Raw genomic sequence first — 758 nt, forward strand, 5'->3', positions numbered from 1 at the left:
AATAGCTCAATAGGTATTTCCTTTGGCGCAGCGGTCACCATAATGGCATCAAATGGCGCCTGCTCTGGCCAACCAATCCCTCCATCAGCATGTCGACTATAAATGTTTCGATAGTTAAGGCGCTGGAAACGCTCTTTCGCCTTGGCTAAAAGTGGAGAGATTCGTTCGACGGTATAAAGCTCAACCACGAGCTGAGATAAAATAGCCGCTTGATAGCCAGATCCGGTTCCCAACTCCAGTACTCGGCGAGGCGAGCTCTCCAGCAACAGCTCGGTCATTCTCGCTACAATATACGGCTGAGAAATCGTTTGGTTATGACCAATCGGAAGCGCGGTATCTTCATAGGATCGGTGAGAGAGCGCCTCATCGAGAAAAATATGGCGAGGCGTATCCGCGATCGCAGATAAAACACCTTCACTTTGTATCCCTTTCTCCCGCAATCGCTGTAAGAGTCGCATGCGCGTCCTGCGGGAAGTCATGCCGATACCTTCGATGCTCTGTTCCGCCATGATCACTGCGCTCCGTCGAGCCAGCGTTGAAGATCTGGCAACGCACTATGGCGAGTCATATCCACCTGAATAGGCGTAATTGAGACAAAGGCATGTGCAACCGCATGAAAATCGGTCCCTGGGCCGGCATCATCGCCTTCTCCAGCAACTGAGATCCAGAGCCGCTCCTTACCTCTAGGGTCAGAAAACTGCTCTGGAGGCTGGCCTTTTGCTCGATGTCCGAGTCGTGTAATTTGCATTCCCTTGAGT

Annotated in this window: 1 protein-coding gene and 1 pseudogene; both read right to left on the reverse strand. The window is 51.7% G+C overall.

The window, feature by feature from the left end; translation table 11 throughout:
- A partial coding sequence (locus A3750_RS16320; RefSeq protein WP_068548453.1) for a protein-L-isoaspartate(D-aspartate) O-methyltransferase occupies nucleotides 1-509 on the reverse strand: 509 nt, incomplete at its 3' end.
- A 2-nt stretch (nucleotides 510-511) separates the two neighbouring features.
- Nucleotides 512-758: pseudogene (locus A3750_RS26260) on the reverse strand (5'/3'-nucleotidase SurE); the annotation flags it as partial.

The sequence above is a fragment of the Oleiphilus sp. HI0079 genome, assembly GCF_001635105.1.